This is a genomic window from Bifidobacterium goeldii, from assembly GCF_003951095.1.
GTDB classification, from domain to species: Bacteria; Actinomycetota; Actinomycetes; order Actinomycetales; family Bifidobacteriaceae; genus Bifidobacterium; species Bifidobacterium goeldii.
The window spans coordinates 1-17,693 of sequence record NZ_QXGL01000003.1 but is presented as its reverse complement, the minus strand read 5'-3'; the positions used below and the strand labels follow the sequence as shown (position 1 = coordinate 17,693).

Genomic DNA, 17,693 nt, shown 5'->3' with positions numbered 1-17,693 from the left:
AATATGTACCATCATTATACCGCAGTTTATCGTTTGTCGATAAAACTATAAACGAAAACGATAACAGCTACGCGTGTTTTAGCCAACAGTATTGCCATACACCTGCGCTTGCAGATCCTTACGAGCCGTTTCCAACTTCGTGATCTCGCCAAGCAAACTGAGCTTGTCAGCCCCATCGTCCATACGCGCCATACGTCGTTTCGCTGCAGCAATCCGCCGCATATACCCCATATCCAGCAATCGAGCCAGCAATTCAGCAGCATATTGACGCTCAGCCGGACTCGCGGAACGCAACTGTACAGCAGCCGCGTTCCGCGTATCTTGACGCCCGCCAGCTACCGCACGGTCTTGATCTGAAGGCGGCAACGGTAATTGCAGCACAGCCAACTCGTTAATTACTGTCTGCAACGTCAATCCGCCTGCCTTATTGAGATTATGCAGCCACAATCCCTGCGGAGTATCAGCCGTTGGCAATCCGCCAGCCGCTTCTACTGCTTCAAACAGCGCACGGAATACCGGCGCAACAAAGGAGTTCGCATCCAGCTTCGCAAACATTGCTGGATCAACAGCCCGCGGAATCTGCACCAACGTAGCCATAAACTGCTGCTCGCAAATAAACACCGCGTCATCAATACGAAAATACGATTGCTCCCCAGCTTCTCGACGCTCCAACGCGCGCCGCACAGCCGGATTCGCATACGGATTAGCTGCATCAACGCCGACAGTGTTCATGGACGCAATACCACCGGCCACCATAGGAACGCCAGCACCATCCGCGCCCCCCGCGTTAAAACGACGCTTGCCAGCGTACGCGTCATCGTCACGCACATTCAACCGGCGACGAGCCGCAGTCACTTCGCGCCGCATAATATCAAGATCCACGCCAATACGCCGCGTTGCTTTGCGCGTATACAAATCCAGCAGCGAACGGTCACGAATCTGCGCAATAAGCGGCGCTACCGCTTTCACTGCGCCCATTTGACCAGTTGTAAACGCTGTATCAAATCGGTTAATTGCAGTATCGATCACAAAATCGTAGAGCGGCCGCGCTCCCTCAATCAGCGCACGCACCGCCTGATCACCACGATTAATGCGCAAGTCGCATGGGTCAAGATTGTCATCAGCCACCGCAACAAATGTTTGCGTCAAAAACGCTGAATCTAAGCCAAACGCATGCAATGCGGCTTTCTGTCCTGCCGCATCCCCGTCGAACGTGAACACAATACGCGAACTCAATGCTTGACCGTCGACTTTGAGCGGGCCGACCAGCTGCACCGCACCCAGTGAATCGTCCGCAATAAGACGACGCACAATCTTGGCATGCTCAGCACCAAACGCGGTACCACACGTAGCAATTGCAGTATCAACACCCGCCAAATGCATAGCCATCACATCGGTATAGCCTTCGACAATAACCGCTTGGCGTTTCTTGACAATGGCTGACTTTGCCAAATCAATGCCATACAACACTTGCGTTTTGCGATAAAGCTGCGTATCTGGCGTATTAATGTACTTCGCCTGAATCGTATCATCGTCGTACAGTTTGCGCGCACCAAATCCGAGCGTTCGCCCAGTCGAATCGCGAATCGGCCACGTCACACGCCCACGAAAATAGTCATAAATACCACGCTGCCCTTGGCGTGCAAGACCAGCGTCAAGCATCTCTTGCTGGGTAAATCCTTTACCAGCCAAGTAGCGCACAAGGTTATCCCAGCCTTGCGGAGCGTACCCGCATCCGAACCGTTCACAGTCCGCTTTGCTGAAATTGCGCCCGCCCAACAGTTTGCGCGCAGCAAGCGCTTCTTTGGTCATGATTTGCGACATGAAGAACCGCTGCGCTTCCTCATTCGCTTCGAGCAGTCGCGCGCGCTTAGAGCCAGCATGCTCGGGGCGTTTTACATCCTTGTCATAATGCAGTTCGATATGGTACTTATCCGCGAGCAGCTCTACGGCTTCACGAAAATCAATATTCTCTTGATGTTCAACGTAACCGAATACGTCGCCACCAAGACCGCAGCCGAAACAGTGCCATACGCCAAGCGTGGGGCGTACCGAGAAACTCGGTGTTTTTTCATCATGGAACGGGCATAATCCCACGAAAGTGCCAGTGCCTGAAGGCTTTAACGTAACAGAAGCAGATACGATGTCATACAGGTCCGCGGCAGCGCGCACCTTCTCCACGTCTTCCTTCAGTATCATTCCAGCCATATGGTTCAGCCTACCGCACGCGAGCGCCAGTATTGCTCAATCGCTCCATACCGCCACGCGCACAGCGCAATCTTACGCAATACCGCTCATTCAGCACAGGATGGAATGCAACGCGAGCGCCGAGCCATCGGTAAGCGAGGCAACTTGGTCAATGGCTACGCGCAACCGTTCGCCATCGTTCGACGCTTCCTCCCAATCCTGCAAGAACACGCTTTCCAGCGCATCCGATGGTCGCGGGGAGTCAGCCATGAGTACGTCGATGAGATCGTTGATAATCCGGCGTTCCTGCTGGTGGAACGGCTCGTGTTCACGCGGGGCCATCACGAAATGCACCGCAATACCTTTTAACGCCATGATTTCATACGCGGTTTCATCGGGAATAACCACATGCGCTGAGTATCGGGTTAATGGCCCTGCCCCGTACATATCGCGCGTGGCATGTTCTACCGACCAGGCGAATCGGCCAATGAGGTCACTGGTAATGTTTTTCAATTGGGCTAATGCTTGCCGTGAACCGTCAAAATGTGAGGGGAATACGTGATGTTTGCGCAGTCTTGCAAATGCTGCAATAAGACCATCGGCATTCCAACGGCCGCCGTACCAAGCGCGTGTTGATTCGACGATTCGATCAATAACGCGCGTATCAGCGAACGCGAGCGGATTACATGCGCCTGTGGCGATAGCATCTTCTACATCGTGCACACAGTAGGCGATGTCATCAGCCAAGTCCATGACTTGGCATTCCATTGGTTTGACGCCTTGTGGCGCATTGGTTTTCAGCCAACGGAATACTGGTTCATCATCTGGGTAGATGCAGAATTTGGTGGGTTTGGCACCAGTGGTTTTTGCCCAATGGGCAGCTTCGGCTAGGGTCCAGGGGTATTTCACAGCCGCGTCGAGCGAGGCGCGAGTGAGGTTCACGCCGGCGGGGCGGCCGTCTGGATGGAAGATTTTCGGCTCGAGACGCGTGAGCAAACGTACCGTTTGCGCATTGCCTTCAAACCCGCCGATATTCGAGGCGATGTCAGCAAGTGCTTTTTCTCCATTGTGACCGAATGGTGGGTGCCCTAAATCGTGGGCGAGGCAGGCGCAATCAACAATGTCTGGATCGCATCCGAGGAGCGCGCCGATTTGCCGGCCGATTTGTGCGACTTCGAGCGTATGCGTGAGTCGCGTGCGCGCAAAATCATCGGTTCCAGCGACTAATACTTGACTTTTCGCACCGAGTCGTCGCAGTGCCGAGGAGTGAATAAGTCGCGCACGATCGCGTTCAAACGCGGTGCGCGACTTAGATTTTGGCGGCTCGGGGGCCCAGCGCTCCTCATCGAATGCGGTGTATGCTTCACCGTTCGGTATTGTTTCGCGCATTGCCCCTCCCCCTGTATGCCGCCCCTCGCGTGTCACTGTATTGTCTGCTGATGGTTATGCAGCAGACGTGTACAGCACCAGCACACGTGCAGTAACGTACAACAACTTACAGCAATGATGCTGGATCAAGCTTGGCAAGATCATCAGGAGCGAGTACGTCGGCCGCGTGCTCGTACAGGCGCGGGATGCGGTTGCGCAGGCAGGTGAAGATCTCATAGCTGATCGTGCCGGCTGCGCGTGCCCAATCGTCGGCGGTTGGCTCCGCGAATTCTTCGCCGCGGCCCGGCCCGAACAGTTCAACCGTGTCGCCTTCGTGTACGCCGAGTTCAGCGGCTGAGCCGTGCAGGTCGACGATGAACTGGTCCATGCACACGCGCCCGGAGACGCGCAGCAGACGCGGGCCCTTGGTGGTCATGATGCGCACCGGGCCGCCTTCCTTCTCCACGTGCTTAGCGCCCTGCATATCGAATCCGGAAGCGGAGCGATGAATACCATCCGCATAGCCGAGCGGCACAATCGCTGTGCTCGTGTTATCAGGGGTCAAATACGTGCGACCGTAGGAGATACCGTGGCCAGCTTCCACGTCTTTAACCGTGCCGAGCTGCGCTTGGAGGGTCATTGCGGGCTTCAAATGCCAGTCGCGCGGGGTGCCCATTGCCGGGTCGGGCTCGTAACCATACAGGCCAATGCCTGGGCGCGTGAGTTCGAAGTGGATTTCCGGGCGGTTGAGCGTGGCTGCCGTGTTGGCCAAGTGGCGAATTTCTGGCGGAATGCCAGCAGCTTCCATACGCGCAGTGAATTCTTTGAACGTTTCGACCTGACGGTCAGTGGACGCTACGAATTCGGGTACGTCCGGGCTGTCAGCGACAGCAAGATGGCTCCACTGGCCGACAATGTGCAGCACACCTTCTTTGGCGAGCGGCACTAGTTTGGCGAGCGCCGCGTCAAATCCTGCGGGAGTAAAGCCGTTGCGGCCAAAGCCGGAGTCGACTTTGATATGCACGCGAGCGGGCTTGCCGAGACGGCGCGCGGCAGCTGCCACTGCGTCGATGCCCGGCAGGGAGCCAAGCGAAATGTCAATATCATTGGCGATGAGCTCATCGAACGGCGCATCCATGCCGTTGTATACCCACGTGAGAATATGGCAACGGTCAGCGCCAATACCGAGCTTGCGTAGCAGCAGCGCTTCATGCGATTGCGCAGTTCCCAGCCACGTGGCACCGCCCGCAAGCGCTGCGAGTGCGGCAGGAAGTAGACCGTGACCGTAAGCGTCTGCTTTGACTACGCCCATTACTGCGGTGCCGGAATGCGCTCCCCCAACAACATCCACCAGGTGACGCATGTTGTCGCGCAGCACAGCCAGATCAACAATCGCCTGTGCGGGGTACTTGCGGCGCGCGGCAACGTAATTGGCCTCGCCAGCCGGGGATGAAAACTGCAATTCTTCAGCTGCATTCAAAGTCATGCCCCTTATTGTGTCTCGGCATGATGACGAATCGGCAACGACATTGATATATCAGCCATACAACCCTAATATCCCACCCCTTGAGACGAAAATGCTCGTAACTCCACTTCTTGTCCATAGCCGAGCCATACACTTGTCGGCACATATTTGCTTTGCCGTAACTTTCATGCATGCGGCCACGCAGATGTTCTGATTCCCGGCGTTGAGGCGTGCCGGGGTCCCGGAAAACCGTCCGGTCCAGCCCATATCCAATCCGTATTGAGAGAAGACTCATGGATCTTTTTCGCAAAAAATCGGTGGATCAGCTGGTCGCTGAATCCACTCCGTTAAAGCGTACGATGCACACGTTTGATCTGACGATGCTTGGCATCGGCGCGATCATCGGTACCGGCATCTTTGTGCTGACTGGCAAGGGCGCGCTCACCGCTGGCCCGGCCCTTTCTGTTTCCTTCTTGTTGGCCGCTATTTGTTGTGGTTTTGCTGGCCTGTGCTACGCGGAATTCGCGTCGATGGCCCCGGTTTCCGGTTCCGCTTACTCTTACTCCTATCTGGCTTTTGGCGAGCTGATCGCGTTTGTGATCGGTTGGGATTTGATTCTTGAATACGCGCTGCAGGCGGCCACCGTGTCCGCCGGCTGGTCGGGGTATTTCAACAAGTTCCTTGAGGGCTTCGGCCTGAGCCTGCCGGTCGAGCTGACCGCCGCGTACGGCACCACGCCAGGTGTGACGACGTATTTCAACCTGCCCGGTTTTGTGATCGTGCTGCTGATCACGTGGGTGCTGTCGATCGGCATCAACCAGACGAAGAAGACCAACGACATCATGGTGATGATCAAGCTGGCGATCATCGTGCTGTTCATCGTGTGCACCGTCTGGTATGTGAGGCCGGAAAACTGGCAGGATTTCTCCCCGTATGGCATCTACTCGTTCCAACCAGGTTCGACTCAGCCGTACGGTATTGTGCCGGCCGCGTCGATCGTGTTCTTCAGCTTCATCGGCTTCGATGCGGTGTCTTCCTCCGCTGAGGAGACGGTCGAGCCGAACAAGACGCTGCCGAAGGGCATTCTGCTGTCGCTGGCCGTGTCGACCGTGCTGTACATCATCATGACGCTGATTATGACCGGTATCGTGCCGTACAAGGAGTTCGCCAACTTCATTGATGCCCCGGTGGCCGGTGTGATTCTTGAGACCGGCATGAACTGGCTCGCGTTTATCGTGAACCTCGGTGCACTCATCGGCATGACCACCGTGATGCTCGTGCAGTTGTACGGTCAGAGCCGTATTTGCTATGCGATGAGCCGTGACGGCCTGTTCCCGGAGTTCTTCGGCCATGTGCATGAGAAGTATCGCACGCCGTTCAAGGGCACGTGGTTCTTCGGCATCCTGACGGCGATCGCCGGTGGTTTCATCAATATCAACGTGCTGTTTGAGCTGGTGAACATCGGTACGCTGTCTGCGTTCATTATCGTCTCGGCCGGCATCCTGTGGATGCGCAAGACGCAGCCGGACGCGCACCGTGGCTTCCGTGCGCCGCTGGTGCCATTCACGCCGATTTGCGCGATCGTGTTCTGCCTGATTCTGATCGCTGGCCTGAACTGGGAGACGTGGCTGCGGTTCGCCGTCTGGTTCGGCCTTGGCCTGATCGTCTACTTCGCGTACAGCCGTAAGCGTTCCAAGTTAAACAAGGTCGAAACCGCCTGATCGCGCGGTAAGCATTTGCTAATAAAAAATGGCTTTCCATGAGTTATGGAAAGCCATTTTTATTTACCACTCGTGGCGTTGGTAAGCGATACGCGTTGTATCGGTCGGCCGGTCAATCAGTTGAATCAGTCCGCAGCGTGCGAAACCGCTGGTTTCGAGGACGTGCTGCATGGCTTTATTGTTGGGGTGGGTGTCAGCGCGAACGTTGCCGTAGTGTTTGAGAGCCCAAGCAATGCAGTCTCGCGCAGCGTGTTTGACGAGACCGGAGGATGCGATGCGGTGGATGGTGACGTAGGAGTCATTGTCCAGCCAAGCGCCGTCGATGTGCTTGTAGGTGGGGTCTTCGCCGGGGCAGAGTGCGAATTGGGCGAGGATGCGTTCGCGGCCGTCACTAGTGTCAACAAGCAGCATTGCGCGACGGTGAATAATGTCGTCGCGCACGACTTCGGGGCGCGGGAATGTGTTGCCCCATTGGGTCGGATTGCCGTTGCGAGCCATGAGCTCACGTGCGCGCGCATAGTTTTTTTCCATTTGCGGGTAGTCGCGCATGGTCGCGTGGCGGAATCGCCGTGTGGATGCACTGTCTGTCACCGGTCACCTCATGTTCGCGTTGTTCGCGTGTTGTCAACTGGCGGTAAGGCTATCACGCGCACTCGTCCAAGAGCGCGCAGATATCGTTTACCAGCTCGTTTGTGCGTGGCTGTGCTCAGCGCTCAGACGACCTTGCGTTCGAACGGATCGGAGCTAATGCCTTTGGCGAGAATGTCCTTGCACCATTCTTTTGCAGTGAACAGGCTGTGGTCACGGTAGTTGCCGCAGCTTTCGATCGTGGTGGCCGGCACATCATCCCAAGTGGCCTTATACGCAATGAATTCGAGCGATTCCTTAAGGGCTTTTGCCACGTCTTCGGTCGAATGCGTGCCCCAGGTTAGCAGGTGGAAGCCGGTGCGGCATCCGAACGGCGAGCAGTCAATATAACCAGGAATGCGTTCACGCAACAGCACAGCGATGGTGTGTTCGATAGTGTGCAGGCCAGCGGTAGGAATAGCGTTCTCGTTCGGCTGCACGAGACGCAGATCATAGTTGGAGATCACGTCACCATTTGGACCAGTTTGCGTGTCAATATACCGCACGTATGGTGCTTTGACCTTGGTGTGATCGAGTTGGAAACTTTCAACGACGGGTTTGTCTGCCATCGTGTGCTCCTTTCATGATATTGGCCGCCTGTGCCTGTATGCCGGCCACTGTTGTTCATTGTGCCACTGATACTAGTGTTTTACTGTGAGGCACAAGCTGCAGCGATTACTTCCATAAACCGTTTGCCATATTTTGCGAGCTTGCTCTCCCCCACGCCGTTAACTGCCAAAAACTGTGCAGTAGTGATGGGTCGTAACTGTGCCATGTCGCGCAGCGTACGGTCGTTAAACACCATGTATGGTGGCAGGCTATGTTCGCGTGCAATGGTTAACCGCAGTTCTCGTAGCTGCTGGAATAATGCTTCATCGTCATCAGTTGGCGTGAACGATCCGAGTGCCGTACCAGGTGTATCCGCTGTTTGCACATCACTGCCAGCTGCTGCACGCTGTGAAGCGGTACGCGTGCGCGCAGGTTTGCGCTCTATGCGTTTGATTTCATAATGAAAATCGGGGGCAACCGTTTCTGCAGCGCGCTCACCAAAACAGACGAGCGGCAATCGTCCTTCGGTAACAAACAAGAATCGGTCGGTAGTCATTTGACTGAGCACGTCACGTATGCGCGCTTCGTTCACACCGTCGAGTTTGCCGTAGCTTGGGCAGCGATCAAGACGACGTGAGAGAAGATCCTGTGCTTTTGATCCGCGCAGAATAGCAGTGATTTTGCCTGAGCCGAGGCCTTGGCGTACGGGAGTGCGCGTCGGTTTGCCATCGTCACCATAGTCGTACATGACATCGTGCACACAACGGCTAATATTGCGCGCGATATCAGTAACGTCAATGGTTTCGAACGTGTGGTCGCAATTGGTGCAGCCGCCTTTGCATCGTGCAGTCGCACCAGCAGTCACCGTCTCACCAAAATAGCGGGTCACATACGTGTGTAAGCAGTCAGTAGTGCGGCAGTATCCGACCATGCCTTCCAACAAACGCCGTTTGGAAGCGCGCACGATCTCCTGTTCCTCTGGAGTCAGGCGATCGTTTTCATAGTCGGTATCAAGCAAACGCCGGCGGGTCACAATGTCAGATTCGTTCCACAGTAGTGTGCATCGGCTCGCTTCACCATCACGCCCCGCGCGCCCTGCTTCCTGATAATATGCTTCGATCGATTCGGGCATATTGTGGTGGATAACATAGCGCACATTGGACTTGTCGATGCCCATGCCGAACGCATTGGTAGCTACTACTACAGGAACCCGGTCGGTTACGAAATCGCGTTGTGCTTTGTCGCGCACTTCTGCTGGCATGCCGCCATGGTAGGCGACCGCGATCGGCCCGTTAGCCATTGAGCTTGCACTGCTGCTCGCAGCGCGCAGTATTGGTACCGTGTGATTCAGTGAAGCTGCTAGCGCTTCGGTTTCTTTGCGCGTGGCGCAGTACACAATGCCGGACTCGTCCGCATGCTGCGCAATATATTGTGCGACCCATGCGGCTTTGCGTTTGGTTTCGATTTTGATGACATCGAAATACAGATTGTCACGATCGAATCCAGTGACGGTAACTTGCGGCGATCGTAAACCCAGCAGCGTTACGATATCGTAGCGAACGCGTTCGGTAGCAGTAGCAGTAAAGGCGGCAACAATAGGGCGAGTAGGCAGCGCCGCAATAAATTCACCAATGCCAAGATATGAGGAACGAAAATCCTGCCCCCACTGCGACACGCAGTGTGCTTCATCAACAGCGATGAGTGAAATAGGCACGCGCGTCGCAAAATTGCGGAATCGTTCAGTTTCCAACCGTTCAGGGGCTACATACAGCAGCTTAATATCCCCGCGAGCTGCTTGAGCGAGCACCATGGATTGCTCATCACTGTCTTGTGTAGTGTTGATGTAGGCGGCAGGAATACCGGAATCATTCAGCGCATCTACTTGGTCGCGCATCAGCGAAATAAGCGGTGAAATAACAATAGTCACGCCGGATAACAGTGTTGCAGGAATCTGATAGCACACGGATTTACCGGCACCGGTGGGCATAACGCCAAGCACATCGCGACCATCAAGAATAGCGTTGACTAATCCTTCTTGACCGGAACGAAATGCATCGTAGCCAAAGTATCGTTTCAGCGCCCCCAGCGCCTCCGCATGATCTGTCATGGTTCCCTATCATACGTGGCGCGTACGCGGTATAGTCTCATGCGTCCGGCCGCATGCATTGCAGCCGGACGCGCCTTCCCCCAAATCTTGAGTGTTGCAACAGTTTCCCCATAACTGCTGAACGCAACATACAGCGAATCAGATTGCCTTGAACGCCTGCTCAAGGTCAGCGATCAGATCGTCAGCATCTTCGATACCAACCGACAGGCGGATTAGATTCGCGGGCACTTCAAGCGTAGTGCCGGCCACAGAAGCGTGAGTCATTGCGCCCGGGTGTTCGATCAGGCTTTCCACGCCGCCGAGCGATTCAGCGAGCGTGAAGATTTGCGTTGCTCCAGCGAAACGCTTGGCTGCTTCAAATCCTGCTGCGATCTGCACGGAGATCATGCCGCCGAATCCGCCGTGCATCTGGCGTGCGGCGATCTCATGACCTGGGTGGGATTCGAGGCCCGGGTACCAGACGCGTTCCACCAGATCGGCCGGCTGCGATTCAAGCCACTGGGCGACTTTCATGGCATTGCGACTGTGCTGCTTGACGCGCAGTTCAAGCGTTTTGAGACCACGGATATCCAGCCAAGAGTCGAACGGCGAAGGCACTGCGCCGGCCGCGTTCTGCAGGAACGCGACAGCATCTTTCGTCTCTTCATCGTTGAGCACAATCGCACCGCCAACCACGTCGGAGTGACCGCCAATGTACTTGGTGGTCGAGTAGACGACTACGTCGGCACCGTCTTCCAACGGGTGCTGCAATACTGGCGAGGCGAACGTGTTATCAACAACGACCTTGGTGCCATGCGCGTGGGCGACGGCCGCGGTGGCTGCAATGTCGGTGATATTGAGCAGCGGGTTCGACGGGGTTTCTACCCAAATGTACTTGTACGGCTTAGCGGCGAGCGCTGCGGAAACAGCGGCAGTGTCGGTGATGTCCACTACGTCAAGACCAACGCCCCACGGTACGAATACTTTGGCGAGCAGGCGGTACGTGCCGCCATATACATCGTTGCCGAGAAGAATGTTGTCACCAGGCTTGAGAGTGGAACGCAGGAGCACGTCAATAGCAGCAAGGCCGGAGGCGAAGGAGAGCGCATACTTTGCGCCTTCGACGGAGGCGAGCTGCGCATCGAAGCTGTTGCGCGTCGGGTTGACGGAACGGCTGTAATCGTAGCCGTGGCGCAGGCCGCCAACACCATCCTGCTTAAACGTGGAGGTCATGTAGATCGGTGTGACGACGGCACCGGTGGTCGGATCGGGTTCCTGGCCTGCGTGGATAGCGCGCGTGGAGAGTGCAGCGGCGTTCAGTGCGGCGGCGTTGGTGGAGATAGTCATAATGGGGATTCCTTTCGGGGGCGAAATACTGATTGCGGGGATTTTCGGGGTTCGGGTTTGCGGGGATTACGGTTCAGGGATTGATGTTGCCGATGGGACGGGTTTTATGCGGGGCTTAGCCGTGCGATCGGTGGGTTACAGGTATTGTGCGACGAGCGACGGGCGCGTCGTCGCTTCGACGATGTCGCCGTAGCCGTGTGCGCGCATCCAGTCGTCGTTAAAAATCTTTTCGAGGTAGCTGCGGCCAGAATCAGGCAGCAGTACGACGACCAGCTGGTTTTCGTCGAGGTTGTTGCGGCGCGCGTATTCGATCGCGCTGGCCACTGCCATGCCAGAGGAGCCGCCGACCAGCAGACCCTCTTCGCTGGCAAGTCGGCGGGTCATCAGGAATGCGTCGTGGTCGTTGACTTTGACGATATCGTCGGTGATGGTCCGGTCGAAGGCCTTCGGGTAGAAATCTTCGCCAACGCCTTCGATGTCGTACTGGTGCACGTCAGCCATGCTGGGCGCGGAGTAGATGGAGCCTTCCGGGTCGGAGCCGATAACCTTGACTTTGCCGTCGGAGACTTCCTTCAGATAGCGTCCGGTGCCAGAGATCGTGCCACCAGTACCGATACCGGCCACGAAGTGCGTGACCTTGCCGTCGGTGGCCTTCCAGATTTCGGGGCCGGTGGTGGCGTAGTGGCTGGCGGGGCCGTTCGGGTTGTCGTACTGGTTGGGGCGGAAGCCGCCGGGAATGGTCTTGGCGAGGCGTTCGGCAACCTGATAGTAGGAGCGCGGATCGTCTGGGCCGGCGTCAGTAGGCGTGACAACGATTTCGGCGCCGTATGCGCGCAGCACGGCGCGCTTGGATTCGCTGACCTTGTCAGGCAGGGTGAAAATCGTGCGGTAGCCGCGCTGCTGTGCCACGAGTGCGAGTCCAACGCCAGTGTTGCCGGACGTGGGTTCGACGATTACACCGCCGGGCTGTAATTCACCGGAGCGCTCGGCCGCATCGATAATGCGCTCAGCGATGCGATCCTTGGAGGATCCGCCCGGGTTGAAGTATTCGACTTTGACGGCGATGGTGGCCTTGATGCCTTCGGTAACGTGGTTGAGTTTGACAAGCGGGGTGTTGCCGATGAGTTCGGACAGGTTGTTAGCGATGGTCATGTTGTTCTCGTTTCTCTGCTTTGCCGACTGATGTGGCTTGTGGTGATGAGTTTTTGCTGGAGTGATGGCTCATCGGTTGATTGCAGTTTGAAACGGGATTGCCCTGTGATCGTGGCGCTTGCCTACACGCTGTACGCCGTTTGATTCACTATTTGCACACTATCAGATACACATCGATGATCGATGTCATGGTGCAAAAGGGAAAAAATCCTATCTCAAGTTATGCGTTGTCAACCGCTCGCCAAGTGCCCGTTCATTGGGCGGCGTCGGTTAGCGACAACAGCAACACGTGAGATAAGTCATGGTTCATACCATACCACCCCCGTCAGCGCCGGCGTGTCGCGTATTGAGGAATGTACGCCGCAACTAGCGTTTCGCAGTACCCAGAATGTGCGCTTAACTGTTCTCCTGATTGGCATCAGCTACACCAGAGGCTTTTTACCGGTCTTACATTCCGGCGAGCGCGCCAACAAGCCATTCCTCACTGTCACGTACGTCATCATCATCTAATTGCGCATCAAGTTCAGTCGACTGCCCAGCATGGCGTTTGAACGCGCGCTCAACGGTTACGGGGTCTATCGGTTTGACCGCCGTTACACTGAGCGTATCGCCATTGATGGTCACATCGAGCCATGCCATAAGATAGCGCGCATTCTCGTGCGTAGCCCATCCCACAGCCTGCTCCCACAGTGATTGCGGCACATACGCCGGTATGCGCCGCTGCCGCAGAGTTCCATCGTCGCGGAACAGTATGCGTTTAATCGGATGACTGTCGATATCATCATCCACATCCTCCCGGTCCGGCACAAAGACTGGCTGCACATTAGGCAAGAGTTGGTCACCACGCACGGCAAGCACATTTGGATTGCGACGAAATTGGGAGATACGGCGTGATCTTGCGCGATTTTTGAACGCGGCGGCGCAGATAGAGAACACTGCCCATACGCATGCCAGCGCGATCAACACTGAGAACACTAGGCCGAATATTGTCGCCCACGATGGCGAGAAGTAAGCAGCATCACCGTGTTCAGAAACCCACATATGCCCTATGGCGTAATCAATGCCGCTGATTGCGGTAATGCCTATACACAGGACGACAAGCACGCCGACAACACCAAATATCGCGCCGAAGAACGTCGAAATACGATCTGCGCGTAACGATCGCGCCGCCTCCTCATGCGTGCCATGTATTACAGCCGGCGGAGTCAATACGTATGCCGATCCCCTTACCGATGCGCCTTCATCATTCATAGCACCCCTATCCTCGAATTCCATCATAGGAATGAGCACCATAGGGCACGACCGAGTTGACCTAAAATTCAACTTTTAATATAATTAAAAGTTAGTTTAAATATATTAAAAATATTTAGACTGTTTTGATAATTTTCTTGCAATCATCATGCATTGACCAACCTCGTAAGGAGGCCACACTATGGATACCATGCCACCTTGGATGGCCGACCTCGATGCTGAGGATATGGCCTTCATTAAACGATTCCTACTCGCCTCCGGGTCCATGAAGGAGGTCGCCGCACAATACGGCGTCTCCTACCCCACCGTGCGCCTTAGGCTCGACCGGCTTATCCAAAAGATCCAGCTTGGCGAGCAGATCGAACAAGAGCCGTACATCGCCCTGATCAAACGCTTTGCCGTCGACGACAAACTCGACTTCGACACCGCAAAAATACTCATCACCGAATACCGTAAACAGCTTAGCCAAGGAGCATCATCATGAGCATCTTCGCCCCGATCTCCATCATCATTTTTATTGTGCTCATCGCAGTGTGCGCAGGACTCATCTGGCTGGAATTCCGCCTGTCGCGATCCTCAAGCCGCTGGCTTGGGCTGATTCTGCCCGCAATCACACTGCTGCTTTCGCTGATTGCCGCCATCGGCGTGCTGACGTTCGCCATCCCCGATTCCAACGGCTATTGGCCGATCGCGCTGAACGCCTTCATCGCATTCCTCGTGTACAACATTCCAACGCTCGTGCTGGCCGGCATCTACCTACACGAACGTGACAAGATCAAGCGCCGCGAGGAACTTGCGCGCATGAACGTACAGGATCTCTAGAGAGGCCCTCTCGTCATCAACCGTTCGGCCTATGCTGTAAGTAACTTACACGGCCACAAACAACGAGGTGACTATGACCGTTCCCCAGCGCGTACTCGACATCATGCACACTCCCGGGCTGTATTTCTGCGGAGACCCGGAAATGGACGAGGCGCAACTCGCACAGATGAAAATGCTCCACGAGCTCAACGCCACCACGCCCGGCGATCCGCGCTGCAACGAGCTGTTGCACGAGTTCTTCGCCGAGTTTGGCGAAGGCGCGTACGTCGAGCTGCCGGTACGCGCGAATTGGGGTTGCAGCACGCACTGGGGCGCGCACGCCTACGCGAATTTCAATCTCACGCTGGTGGACGACGGCGAGATCTTCATCGGCGACCATACGATGATCGGCCCGAATGTGACGCTGGTGACCACTGGGCACCCGGTACGCCCGGATCTTCGCGAGCGCATCGCCCAGTTCTCCGAACCGATCCATATCGGCCACAACGTGTGGATCGGCGCAAACGTGACCGTACTGCCGGGGGTTACGATCGGCAACAATGCGGTAATCGGCGCGTGCAGCTTGGTGACGCACGATATTCCAGCGAATACAGTCGCCTTCGGCACGCCGTGCCGCGTAGTGCGCGAGATCAACGATCACGACCGCGAATACTACTGGAAGGATCGCCGTATTCCGGACGATATCTGACCACTTCCACTCCCTTCGCTTTAGGATGGGCGCACATTGACGCCGAACAGCACCGTGCGCCCATTCATAAGCAAGGAGCTTCCATGACCATCACATATACCGAGGAACGTAATTTCACCAAAGACCAAGTCCAGCGCCTGTTCCGCTCGGTCGGTTGGGTGTCTGGTGAATACCCCGATAAGCTGTATCAAGCGCTTATGGGGTCGTCGACTGTGTTTTCCGCGTGGGATGGCGAGCGTCTGGTGGGGCTTGTGCGCGCCTTGGATGACGGCGCAATGCTCGCCTACATGCATTATGTGCTGGTCGATCCGGAATATCAGGGGCATGGGATCGCCGGACACATGGTTACGATGATCCAAGAAAAATACCGCGATTTCCTGTACGTCGAAGTAATGCCGGAAGAAAGCAAGAATGCCGCCTTTTATCAGCGGTTTGGATTCAAGATCATGGCTGACGGTGTCGCTATGCAAACCGTTAATCCGAACTGGAAGCCGCAGATTGGCAGCGCGGCATCATCCCAGCATTGATGCCCCTTTTTCGCCCATATCTTCACATAACGGAACGCCGTCTTCACAGAGTTTGGACATTATTCACTGCAAATGTTGGGTTTTTGAGCGAAAACTGGAAGAATGAAAGGCGACGGCAATCGTCTTAGAGAAAGGGGAATCAATGACAGATCCCAATACGCCTCCGTACGGCCAGCCCAACGGACAGCAGAACAACAATCCTTATGGCCAGCAGCCTGCATATGGTCAGCCTTCCTATGGGCAGCCAGCATATGGCCAGCAGCCACAGTCGCCATACACTCAGCCATCTCAGCCACAATACGGTCAGCCCTATGGCCAGCCGTATGGCCAAGGCGCTCCGAACGCAAATGGACAGTCTCCGTATGGGCAGGTTCCGCCAACGTTCAATCAGAATCCGGCAGGTCCAGTGCCGCTGGATAAGCCATACTATGGTTGCTCATTCCAGGAAGCATTCATCCGCTACTGGAAGAAGTACATCGTATTCTCCGGCCGCGCTTCCCGCAGCGAGTTTTGGTGGTGGATGCTGGCAGCTTGGGGCATCAGCTTTGTGCTTGGCATTCTTAACTCGGCCTCTGACGACCATCTGTCTTTCTTGTCTACGCTCTGGGGACTGGCTACGCTCATTCCGAACATTGCGTTGACTGTGCGTCGTCTGCATGACATTAACAAGCCCACGTGGTGGGTCGCGGTATTCTACGGCGGTGCTGTGCTCGGCTTTATTTTGATAGCCGCTGGCGGTGGCGCCGCTGTGTTCGGTGGTATTAACAGCCTGTCGACCGGCGACTACGGTATGGCAGCCGGCGGTGTGATCGGCATCATTCTTGGATTCTTGGTAATTCTGGTGGATGCGATTCTCTACATCGTGTTCATGGTGAAGGGCAGCAACCCGGCCGGCGCTCAGTATGATGCGCCTGCTGGCAGCAACCCAACTAACCCGTTCGCGAACGGCAACCCGTTCAACGGCAATCCATACGGTGGCACCCCTAACCCGCCTACCACGCCGAGCGCGCCAAATGCACCGGTAACGCCGGCAAATCCGTATACTCCGGCTGCTCCGTATACGCCGAATACTCCAACTGCTCCTACGGCTCCGACCACGCCTACAACCCAAACCAACGGCAACGGCCCCGCTCCGTGGCAAGCACAGTAGTGCAGTAATCGCAATATTCCGGTACAAACACTGAAGCACGCATACAAATAACCCCGTCGATTTTGTTCGGCGGGGTTATTTGTATGCGTACATGAAAAATACTGGGGTTTGCCTGCGACTTCCCGGTTGCATGCGTTACGAAGTAATCCTGTTGGTGTTTTTGCTGGGTGGTGCGCTCCGGGTCACGCTCCCGGTCACGAGTACACGTGTGTGAGCGTGTTAACGTGTTTATTCGTGTACCTATCGGGTCTATTTATTTACTAGTGTGCATTTCCGGCTCATTCGTATACCCCCTTAGGGTTTTACATAATCCGTTTATGCACACTCTTGTGATGTGGAGCGTGACTAAGAGCGTGTGTGTTTTGGTGGGTAAATAGTTGAACCCCGGGAGCGTGTGCTCTACCGGGGTTCTTGCGAGTAAATGCGGCGGTGTGCTACTCTCCCACACTCTATCGGGTGCAGTACCATCGCCGTGCCAGGCCTTAGCTTCCGGGTTCGGAATGGGACCGGGCGTTTCACCTGGGCCATGACCGCCGCAAATCTTAACTTATCAGTCAACCATTATGGTTGCTGGCTTGTAGTGGTTTGGGAACCGGATAGGGGACGCGAGATCGTCATGTGAATCTGTAGTGTTCATTCTTGTCAGCAGAAGAGTAGTCATGCTTGAGTGAACCCTCTAATGAGGGTTTATATGATTGCTGTTTGACTATTAGTACCGGTCAGCTCCACCCCTTACAGGGCTTCCACGTCCGG

At 55.7% G+C, this 17,693-nt stretch carries 15 protein-coding genes and 1 rRNA gene; 6 read left to right on the top strand and 10 right to left on the bottom strand.

Annotation, left to right across the window (positions count from 1 at the left end; translation table 11 throughout):
• Positions 1-78 precede the first annotated feature (78 nt).
• From dnaG to alr, 3 genes are all read right to left on the bottom strand, one after another.
• Entirely contained in the window at positions 79-2,208 is a 2,130-nt protein-coding gene (gene dnaG / locus D2E25_RS05260) for a DNA primase (protein WP_125980577.1), read from the bottom strand.
• A gap of 90 nt (positions 2,209-2,298) precedes the next feature.
• Entirely contained in the window at positions 2,299-3,576 is a 1,278-nt protein-coding gene (locus tag D2E25_RS05255; RefSeq protein WP_125980574.1) for a deoxyguanosinetriphosphate triphosphohydrolase, read from the bottom strand.
• 106 nt (positions 3,577-3,682) lie between these two features.
• On the bottom strand, positions 3,683-5,041 hold the full coding sequence (alr, locus tag D2E25_RS05250) for an alanine racemase (protein ID WP_125980572.1): 1,359 nt from the start codon (positions 5,039-5,041) through the stop codon (positions 3,683-3,685).
• Positions 5,042-5,313: 272 nt separating this feature from the next.
• Here alr and D2E25_RS05245 point away from each other — a divergent pair, with 272 nt between their 5' ends.
• On the top strand, positions 5,314-6,741 hold the full coding sequence (locus D2E25_RS05245; RefSeq protein WP_125980570.1) for an APC family permease: 1,428 nt from the start codon (positions 5,314-5,316) through the stop codon (positions 6,739-6,741).
• Positions 6,742-6,804: 63 nt separating this feature from the next.
• On the opposite strand, the gene D2E25_RS05240 is transcribed toward D2E25_RS05245, so the two are convergent.
• From D2E25_RS05240 to D2E25_RS05215, 6 genes are all read right to left on the bottom strand, one after another.
• Positions 6,805-7,290, bottom strand: a complete 486-nt coding sequence (locus D2E25_RS05240) for a GNAT family N-acetyltransferase (protein ID WP_164514750.1) — start codon at positions 7,288-7,290, stop codon at positions 6,805-6,807.
• A 164-nt stretch (positions 7,291-7,454) separates the two neighbouring features.
• Complete coding sequence (locus tag D2E25_RS05235) at positions 7,455-7,937, bottom strand: S-ribosylhomocysteine lyase (protein ID WP_125980566.1); 483 nt, start codon at positions 7,935-7,937, stop codon at positions 7,455-7,457.
• An 80-nt stretch (positions 7,938-8,017) separates the two neighbouring features.
• The gene (locus tag D2E25_RS05230) at positions 8,018-10,024 is read right to left on the bottom strand and encodes a RecQ family ATP-dependent DNA helicase (protein WP_125980563.1); all 2,007 of its coding nucleotides are present in this window, start codon (positions 10,022-10,024) and stop codon (positions 8,018-8,020) included.
• A gap of 138 nt (positions 10,025-10,162) precedes the next feature.
• Complete coding sequence (locus D2E25_RS05225) at positions 10,163-11,350, bottom strand: cystathionine gamma-synthase (RefSeq protein ID WP_125980561.1); 1,188 nt, start codon at positions 11,348-11,350, stop codon at positions 10,163-10,165.
• Between the two features lie 135 nt (positions 11,351-11,485).
• Positions 11,486-12,502 carry a pyridoxal-phosphate dependent enzyme gene (locus tag D2E25_RS05220; RefSeq protein WP_125980559.1) on the bottom strand — a complete coding sequence of 339 codons (1,017 nt, stop codon included), beginning with the start codon at positions 12,500-12,502 and terminating at the stop codon, positions 11,486-11,488.
• A 447-nt stretch (positions 12,503-12,949) separates the two neighbouring features.
• Positions 12,950-13,780, bottom strand: coding sequence for a hypothetical protein (locus tag D2E25_RS05215; RefSeq protein WP_125980557.1), 831 nt, complete (start codon positions 13,778-13,780; stop codon positions 12,950-12,952).
• Positions 13,781-13,934: 154 nt separating this feature from the next.
• On the opposite strand from D2E25_RS05215, the gene D2E25_RS05210 reads away from it, so the two are divergent.
• The 5 genes from D2E25_RS05210 (at position 13,935) to D2E25_RS05190 (ending at position 16,940) form a co-directional block, all read left to right on the top strand.
• Positions 13,935-14,237: a DUF2089 family protein gene (locus D2E25_RS05210; protein WP_125980555.1), complete on the top strand. Its 303-nt coding sequence runs from the start codon at positions 13,935-13,937 to the stop codon at positions 14,235-14,237.
• Positions 14,234-14,575 (top strand): hypothetical protein, encoded by a 342-nt coding sequence (locus D2E25_RS05205; RefSeq protein ID WP_125980552.1) that lies wholly within the window; start codon positions 14,234-14,236, stop codon positions 14,573-14,575. The genes D2E25_RS05210 and D2E25_RS05205 overlap by 4 nt, the downstream gene beginning before the upstream one ends.
• 103 nt (positions 14,576-14,678) lie before the next feature.
• The gene (locus D2E25_RS05200; protein ID WP_420897332.1) at positions 14,679-15,263 is read left to right on the top strand and encodes a sugar O-acetyltransferase; all 585 of its coding nucleotides are present in this window, start codon (positions 14,679-14,681) and stop codon (positions 15,261-15,263) included.
• A gap of 83 nt (positions 15,264-15,346) precedes the next feature.
• Positions 15,347-15,790, top strand: coding sequence for a GNAT family N-acetyltransferase (locus D2E25_RS05195; protein WP_125980547.1), 444 nt, complete (start codon positions 15,347-15,349; stop codon positions 15,788-15,790).
• A gap of 142 nt (positions 15,791-15,932) precedes the next feature.
• Positions 15,933-16,940: a DUF805 domain-containing protein gene (locus D2E25_RS05190; RefSeq protein WP_125980544.1), complete on the top strand. Its 1,008-nt coding sequence runs from the start codon at positions 15,933-15,935 to the stop codon at positions 16,938-16,940.
• Between the two features lie 421 nt (positions 16,941-17,361).
• Here D2E25_RS05190 and rrf read toward each other — a convergent pair.
• Positions 17,362-17,478: ribosomal RNA gene (rrf, locus tag D2E25_RS05185) — 5S ribosomal RNA — on the bottom strand.
• Between the last annotated feature and the right edge of the window lie 215 nt (positions 17,479-17,693).

What these genes read in the sequence shown, in the direction of transcription:
- dnaG (WP_125980577.1), bottom strand. Translation starts at nt 2,208, where the DNA reads ATGGCTGGAATGATACTGAAGGAAGACGTGGAGAAGGTGCGCGCTGCC.
- D2E25_RS05255 (WP_125980574.1), bottom strand. Translation starts at nt 3,576, where the DNA reads ATGCGCGAAACAATACCGAACGGTGAAGCATACACCGCATTCGATGAG.
- alr (WP_125980572.1), bottom strand. Translation starts at nt 5,041, where the DNA reads ATGACTTTGAATGCAGCTGAAGAATTGCAGTTTTCATCCCCGGCTGGC.
- D2E25_RS05245 (WP_125980570.1), top strand. Translation starts at nt 5,314, where the DNA reads ATGGATCTTTTTCGCAAAAAATCGGTGGATCAGCTGGTCGCTGAATCC.
- D2E25_RS05240 (WP_164514750.1), bottom strand. Translation starts at nt 7,290, where the DNA reads ATGCGCGACTACCCGCAAATGGAAAAAAACTATGCGCGCGCACGTGAG.
- D2E25_RS05235 (WP_125980566.1), bottom strand. Translation starts at nt 7,937, where the DNA reads ATGGCAGACAAACCCGTCGTTGAAAGTTTCCAACTCGATCACACCAAG.
- D2E25_RS05230 (WP_125980563.1), bottom strand. Translation starts at nt 10,024, where the DNA reads ATGACAGATCATGCGGAGGCGCTGGGGGCGCTGAAACGATACTTTGGC.
- D2E25_RS05225 (WP_125980561.1), bottom strand. Translation starts at nt 11,350, where the DNA reads ATGACTATCTCCACCAACGCCGCCGCACTGAACGCCGCTGCACTCTCC.
- D2E25_RS05220 (WP_125980559.1), bottom strand. Translation starts at nt 12,502, where the DNA reads ATGACCATCGCTAACAACCTGTCCGAACTCATCGGCAACACCCCGCTT.
- D2E25_RS05215 (WP_125980557.1), bottom strand. Translation starts at nt 13,780, where the DNA reads ATGATGGAATTCGAGGATAGGGGTGCTATGAATGATGAAGGCGCATCG.
- D2E25_RS05210 (WP_125980555.1), top strand. Translation starts at nt 13,935, where the DNA reads ATGGATACCATGCCACCTTGGATGGCCGACCTCGATGCTGAGGATATG.
- D2E25_RS05205 (WP_125980552.1), top strand. Translation starts at nt 14,234, where the DNA reads ATGAGCATCTTCGCCCCGATCTCCATCATCATTTTTATTGTGCTCATC.
- D2E25_RS05200 (WP_420897332.1), top strand. Translation starts at nt 14,679, where the DNA reads ATGCACACTCCCGGGCTGTATTTCTGCGGAGACCCGGAAATGGACGAG.
- D2E25_RS05195 (WP_125980547.1), top strand. Translation starts at nt 15,347, where the DNA reads ATGACCATCACATATACCGAGGAACGTAATTTCACCAAAGACCAAGTC.
- D2E25_RS05190 (WP_125980544.1), top strand. Translation starts at nt 15,933, where the DNA reads ATGACAGATCCCAATACGCCTCCGTACGGCCAGCCCAACGGACAGCAG.